Source organism: Microcoleus sp. D2_18a_D3, assembly GCF_036702455.1.
Lineage (GTDB): Bacteria > Cyanobacteriota > Cyanobacteriia > Cyanobacteriales > Microcoleaceae > Microcoleus.
This window is the reverse complement of sequence record NZ_JAUBTK010000156.1, coordinates 1-6,995: the sequence shown is the minus strand read 5'-3', so window position 1 is coordinate 6,995 and position 6,995 is coordinate 1. Positions and strand designations below refer to the sequence as shown.

Here is a 6,995-nt window from a genome sequence, read left to right as displayed (position 1 = left end):
TATTTTGGCGAACCTTAGCAATGATGTTAGAGTCTAGAATACATAGATAATGTTTTTTGTCAATGCGTAAGTCCTATATTATTTTCACCAACACGGCTTAAAACTATATTCAGAGTGTCGGGTTGAATGCTGTCTCTCATTTCTTGAGTAATCGCAATACCCTCTACAAACTGAGTTAAAATTTCACCCGTCACTTTTGAAAATAAATTGAGTGCTGAGTTTTTAATTGTTGTTTTAATTTCCTCAAATCTCTCAATTACATCATTCATTCCAAATTGGATCAGCTTACCTTCTCCTTCCCCAAGGCCTAATCGCTCAAATCTCTCATCTTCGTATCCTAAATTTTTTAAATCTTCTTCGATTCTTCTATAGGTTGGAAAATATAAAACTGACGCGTTCAAGTTTTCTTGAATTGTGGCTCTAATTGTATCAATTTTACTTTTTTGCTTTATTTTTTCTTCGTCTATATTTAAATTCAGTTCTTCCATCAAGCTGCTCAAATATTTAGATGGAATTCTACCTCTATCTATTAATTCAAGTATACTTCCCCGAGCAGATGCAGGGGATAAGCTTTTGCTAATCTCTTGCAACCTCTTTATTTCTCGAAGAGTTAAATAGCGTCTAAGAACCGAAAAACTATCAGCATTATTATACCACGAATTTAAGTCACTTTTATTAATTTCAACACTAGGGGCTGAGGTAAACTCAAGAACTACTGACTCAAACTCCACGGTACTTAATTTATCAAATTTACAGGAGATTGAATAGTAAAGTGTATTGAGGATGGTAGTTTTCCCAGAACCATTTTCGGCAATCAGAATTAGTGCTTCTTTATCAAAAGGTATCGCCACATCCTTAAAGCCAAATAAGCCGTTAATTGCAAATGACTTTAACTGGCTGGAGTTGGGGTGTTCACCTAGTTGCATAGTTAAGTTGTCCAGCTTTTGAACTTTTATCCATCATAGTCAACAATTAGAAACACAACATCGGCATAACTGTTTATTACATTGCAAGTGCGGTCTAGTACGCGATTATAGCGTATGAAACCGCAATTGTTTCTGTTTACCAATCTTGGCTGCGGAGCCGGCGATCGGCTAAGGCGCGGATTTGCTCGTCGGCGTCGGAAACTGCAAGCGATCGCAACAACGGCACAACTCCCGGATTTTCGGGATAATGTTCGATAATCGCTTCGAGTGCTGTAAACCTGGGATTGTAAGGAAAAGAACCGTTTTGATTATCAACATCGCTCAAAGCTCGATCGCGCAAAAACTCAAACATTCCCGGCTCGTCTTTCCATCCCCGCATTAACTCTACCAGGGCGATCGCCCGCACCTGCGAATCTTCATCTTTTTGAACTCTAATTTTCAGCCACTCGAAAGTTTGAGACTGATTTGTCCACCCGCGCGCTAACTTTTGCAAAGCGATTTGCCTGACAGCCGGACTCTCATCGCCCTCTGCTTTCGCCTCCAGCAGCATCCAAGTTTCAGGATTGTCAGGCCAGTTGTAAGCAAGTTCAAGCACCGCCGCTTGCCGCACCAGCGCTTCCCCAGAATCGATCTCAATTTTCAGCCAAGGCAAGGTTTCCGGGTGGTCTGGCCACCCCCGCACGATCGATCGTACCAGCACGCTCAGCAGGTGAGAATCATGCTCCAACTCGACCCGGCTTTTAAGGAAAGGCAGCGTCTCGCCGCGGTGAGACCAGCGTTTTGCGATCTCTTCCACCGCAGTTTCTCGGACGTTCAGGTGTCTGTCTGACGCGGCGAGATTTTGCAACCAGCCAAAGACTTCTAGACTGCCTGACGCCAGTGCCGCGACAGCTTCCACTACTACTTGCCGCACAGTCCAGTAATCCTCGGAATCAGCTATTTTTTGCAGCAGGGGCAGGGTTTCTGGGTGGTTGGGCCAACCTGCGGCTATCTGTTGTAGGGCTATTTCTCGCAGGTCGGCGTCGCGATCGCCCAATGCTATATTTTTCAAAAAAGTCAGAGTTTCGGGGTTCCCGGGCCAGCCAGAGGCAATTGCTTGCACTGCTGCCCGCCGGACGCTCGAACTCGCGTCGGACTCGGCTTTAGTTTTCAGCAGCGGGTAAATGTCGGGCTCGCCGGGCCAGTGCGAGGCCAATTCTTCTAAGGCTGCTGTCCGCACTTCTTTGCTGCTGTCGGATTCGGCTAGGGTTTTCAGCAAGAGGCAAACGTCGGCTGCGGCAGGCCAACCCGCTGCCAACTCCCGCACCGCTACGGTTCGCAGGATAGAACTTCCTGTCTCGGCAAGGTTTTTGAGCAGGGAGACCGTGCCTAAAAGGCTGTGCCAACCTCTGGCTATTTCTTGCCACGCTGCGACTCGTACTCCCAAATTTTCGTCGGATTCGGCGGCGGTTCTCAGCACCAGCAAGGTATCTGTGCGATCGGGCCAATGAGAGGCTAACTGTTCGAGTGCTGTGGTGCGGACTGCGGGACTGCGATCGAACTGAGCCAGGGCAGCCAGCAGCGGCAAGGTATCGTTCGTGTCGGGCCAACCCGAAGCCATTTCTCGCACACAGGTCGATCGCACTGCCCAGCTTTGATCGGATTTGGCGAGTTTTTTGAGCATCAGGTAAATTTCTGGCTGGTCTGGCCAACCACGGGCTATTGCTTCAACTGCTGTGGCTCGGACTTCGCCACAGTCACTGGAGTGAGCGAGTATTTTCAGCCAAGGCAGGGTTTGCGGGTCGTTTTTCCAAGTTTGGGCGATCGCGGCGATCGATCGATTGCGAATTTGATAAGTTTCCTGCAATTCTTGAGCGCTTTGATAAAGAATCAGGAAACCCGTACCGTATTGCGATAACTTTTTTAAAGCGTTTAACAGTTTTTTGGCGGTTTTTTTATTAACATCATTTTTCACTTTTAACAGGCATTGCGCTGCTAAAAACAAATTAATAAATTTTTCTTGTTGACCGTTCTGATCTGTGAGATATTCTATAATTTGGCTCGCTGTTTCTTTGTCGAGCTTGGCTGCAATTTCTCTGAGGACTTCGTGCAAAGATTCGTCCCGCCAGTGCTGGCCGAAAACTTGTATGTTGAGCTCGCCCCAAGTCAGTTGACCGATTTTGAGTTGGGCATAGATTAACTCTGCTACAGTCTGGGGATTATTTTCGGAAACAAGTTTTTTTAACAACATACCGATATCCTGCCCCTTGAGTTTGTTTGCATTGAAAATCCGAAACCAGCTCCAGTATTAGTTTAGATTTTTTTGAGCGAGCCTGAAGTATGGAACCAATCGACTCCATCTTATACGAAAAATACTGAGTCGGGAGGGCCCCAATGCAAAATCCGCCAGCAGCCACAGGAATGTTAGGTGTTGGCGGATGGCGATCGAACAATTAAGCCGCTGAATCTAGCTAACAGCTACTTGGACGCGATCGGCAGCAACCCGAACCGCCAAAGTCGGAATTTTTACCGTTTCATCGTCCAGACATTGCCCGGTAGTCAGACTAAAGTTTTGTTTGTAAATGGGAGAAGCAACTTTGAGAGTGCCGTTGCGATCGCCCACAATTCCCCGCGACAAAACAAAAGCTTTGCTAAACGGGTCGTAATTGCTAAGCGCATACACTTCATCCCCGTTTCCCACTCGGAAAATCGCCACTTGTTCGCCTTTAACTAAAGCACAAACTCCAGTATAAGGGGCGATCGCATCCAGAGAACACACATCTACCCAAGTAGTCACAGTATCCGAAACTTGTAATGATTGAACCATCTTCTTTTCCTGTTATTTTACTTCAATCTCGTTCCCAGTCTCCGGCTGGGAACGTAGGTTTCGAGGCTCTGCCTCGCCTCGCCGAAGGAGGCAGAGCCTCCCGGAATTCATTCCCAGGCAGAGCCTGCGAACGAGATTCTTGCTCCCTCCCCTGATTCAAGGGGAGGGCTGGGGAGGGGTTATTCCAAAACTCCAGCCAGAGCCTTTTCATGTTCGTTAGCCGGCCGCGTTTGTCCCCGTTCCGCAACACGAACAATACTCGGATCGGGCAAATCGGAATTCACAAAATGCTGGAACCGCTGCACCTTGTTTGGGTCTTCAATCGTGGTTTTCCACTCACATTGATAAGTGTTCACTAAATGTTCCATCTGCGCTTCTAATTCAGCACAAATGCCTAGAGAATCCTCAATTATCACCTGTTTCAAGTATTCAATCCCGCCCTCAAGCTTGTTCAACCAAGTAGCAGTGCGTTCCAATCTGTCTGCCGTGCGGATGTAGAAAACCAAGAATCGATCGATATACTTAATCAGCATTTCCTTATCGATATCCGTCGCCAGCAAAACCGCGTGCTGTGGCTTAATGCCGCCATTGCCGCACACGTACAAATTCCAACCATTCTCTGTCGCAATTATCCCAAAATCCTTGCTTTGAGCTTCCGCGCATTCGCGAGTGCAACCAGAGACAGCAGATTTGAGCTTGTGGGGCGATCGCAAACCACGATACCGCAATTCAACCTCGATCGCCAAACTCGTTGAATCCTGCACCCCAAAACGACACCAAGTGCTGCCAACACAAGATTTTACAGTACGCAGAGCCTTACCGTAAGCGTGTCCCGACTCAAATCCCGCATCAATCAACCTACGCCAAATATGCGGCAATTGATCCACGCGAGCTCCAAACAAATCAATCCGTTGCCCGCCAGTAATCTTAGTATAAAGCCCAAAATCCCTGGCAACTTCCCCCAAAACAATCAACTTATCCGGCGTAATTTCTCCCCCCGGTATGCGCGGCACCACCGAATAAGTACCGTCGCGCTGAATGTTTGCCAAAAAGTAATCGTTCGTATCTTGCAAGCTGACGTGAGACTTCTCTAAAATATGGTCATTCCAAGTAGAAGCAAGCATCGAACCAACAGCAGGCTTGCAAATTTCGCAACCCTTACCTTTGCCGTGTCTTTCAATCAACTCCTCAAAAGTTTTAATCTCTTGAGAGCGGACTAAATGGTACAATTCTTGACGAGAATATTCAAAATGTTCGCAAAGATTATTTTTGACTGCAAACCCAGCTTTTTTCATCTCCGCCTTGAAGATATCCGTCACCAAAGGCACGCAGCCGCCGCAGCCAGTCCCAGCTTGAGTGCATTTCTTGACGCTGGCAACATCGGTTAAATTATGCTCGCGAATCGCTGCACAAATCTGCCCTTTGGTAACATTATTGCAAGAACAAATTTGAGCCGAATCCGGCAAACTGTCTACTCCAAAACCCGCCGGGACTCCCCCTTCTCGCGGTGGCATTAACAAATCTTCGGGATGCGGCGGCAGAGCAATTTCATTTTGCATGAATTGCAGCAAAGTGCCGTAAGCCGAAGCATCTCCCACGAGAATTCCGCCTAAAATCCGGCTGCCGTCTTGATTTAAAACTAATTTTTTGTAAATGCCTTGGAAGGTGTCAGTGACAACAATCTCTTTAGTATCGGCAGACTTGGGAAAAGGATCTCCAAAACTAGCGACATCCACCCCCAATAATTTGAGTTTAGTGGACATATCCGCACCTGTAAAAGTGCTTGTAGCCGGGGCATCCTGCCGGCCATCGGCTGCACGGCTCAAAATATCTGCTGCTACGCTTGCCATTGTATACCCAGGCGCAACTAAGCCGTAGATGCGATTTTGATAAAGCGCACATTCTCCGATCGCATAAATGTCAGGATCGGAGGTTTGGCAGCTATCATTTATGATTATGCCACCGCGTTCTCCTACTTCTATACCGCAACTTCTGGCAATTTCGTCGCGGGGGCGAATGCCAGCAGAAAACACAATCATATCTGTTGCCAATTCCGAACCGTCAGCAAACAGCATTTTAGTAACTTTGCCATTTTCGCTAACAATTTCTGTGGTAGATTTGCTGGTATGAACCGAAACCCCCAAATCTTCTATTTTGCTGCGGAGAATTGCACCGCCCATATCGTCAACTTGCACGGGCATCAGCCGCGATGCAAACTCAACAACGTGAGTTTTGAGACCCATATTTTGCAGAGCATTAGCACACTCTAGACCTAACAAACCACCGCCAATTACTACACCAGTTTTGCAATTTTTAGCGTAATCTGACATCGCTTCCAGGTCGTCAATTGTCCGGTAAACAAAAGTTCCTGTAGCGTCTTTACCTTTAATTGATGGCACAAATGGATAGGAACCGGTCGCGAGAACAATTTTGTCGTAGGGAACTTCTAAACCGTTGGCTGAAGAGACTATTTTGTGTTCCCGGTTAATGGCGACTGCTTTGTCGCCGATGTAAATTTGGATGCCGTTTTCTTGGTAAAATCCCGGTGCAACTAAAGATAGATCTCCCGCTGTTTTGCCAGAGAAAAATCCGCTGAGGTTTACGCGATCGTAAGCAACGCGCGGTTCTTCACAAAAAGTAATTAAATTCCAGTGTTTGGCAGCATCCGAGCTGACCATTAACTCTAGGAACTTGTGACCTACCATGCCATTGCCGATTACAATGAGGTTTTTTTTGGCTGTCATTAGAATCTCTTTTATCCCGTTTATCAGTCGTTGGGTTAATTAATATAAGACTTTATTGTAAACTTTTGTACTTATATATACAAAAAATGGAGATTTATGCAATTGTCGAATACTCCCGATTGCATTTTTGCATGATCTGTGCGGACAGTTGATAGTTGACAGTTGACAGTGGACAGTTGATAGTGGACAGTTGATAATTCACAGGCCTGGAGATTGTTCGGTAAAGATCCACTGTGCTTCTGTTCACTGTCAACTGTCATTGAGTTTTTGTTTGGTTGTTTTGATGATGCTGGTTAGTAGTTTTAGGAGTTCTTTTAGGTCGTTTAACATTGATTCACTTTCTTTTGGGGTGAGATAATCGGTTTCTCGAAGTAGCAATATCCAGTATTCTGTTTCGTTGGCTTCTTTGAGGGCTATCGCTAGTTTATGAATAAAATCGGTTGGCTCTCCTGAGTTTATGGTGTAAAATGTACATACTAATACATTTACCATTATGAGCTTCCATCTAGACTATCTATT

Annotated in this window: 5 protein-coding genes; all 5 read right to left on the bottom strand. The window is 46.1% G+C overall.

Features of this window, described 5'->3' with window-relative positions:
- Window positions 1-59: 59 nt before the first annotated feature.
- The 5 genes from QUB06_RS33530 to QUB06_RS33510 all read right to left on the bottom strand — a co-directional run bounded on the left by QUB06_RS33530 (window position 60) and on the right by QUB06_RS33510 (window position 6,968).
- The gene (locus QUB06_RS33530) at window positions 60-926 is read right to left on the bottom strand and encodes a hypothetical protein (protein WP_333439034.1); all 867 of its coding nucleotides are present in this window, start codon (window positions 924-926) and stop codon (window positions 60-62) included.
- Window positions 927-1,062: 136 nt separating this feature from the next.
- Window positions 1,063-3,156: a HEAT repeat domain-containing protein gene (locus QUB06_RS33525; RefSeq protein WP_333439032.1), complete on the bottom strand. Its 2,094-nt coding sequence runs from the start codon at window positions 3,154-3,156 to the stop codon at window positions 1,063-1,065.
- Between the two features lie 216 nt (window positions 3,157-3,372).
- Window positions 3,373-3,732 (bottom strand): nitrite reductase small subunit NirD, encoded by a 360-nt coding sequence (nirD, locus tag QUB06_RS33520; protein WP_333439030.1) that lies wholly within the window; start codon window positions 3,730-3,732, stop codon window positions 3,373-3,375.
- A 179-nt stretch (window positions 3,733-3,911) separates the two neighbouring features.
- Entirely contained in the window at window positions 3,912-6,476 is a 2,565-nt protein-coding gene (gene nirB / locus QUB06_RS33515; protein ID WP_333439028.1) for a nitrite reductase large subunit NirB, read from the bottom strand.
- A 249-nt stretch (window positions 6,477-6,725) separates the two neighbouring features.
- Window positions 6,726-6,968 (bottom strand): four helix bundle protein, encoded by a 243-nt coding sequence (locus QUB06_RS33510; protein WP_333439026.1) that lies wholly within the window; start codon window positions 6,966-6,968, stop codon window positions 6,726-6,728.
- Window positions 6,969-6,995 lie beyond the last annotated feature (27 nt).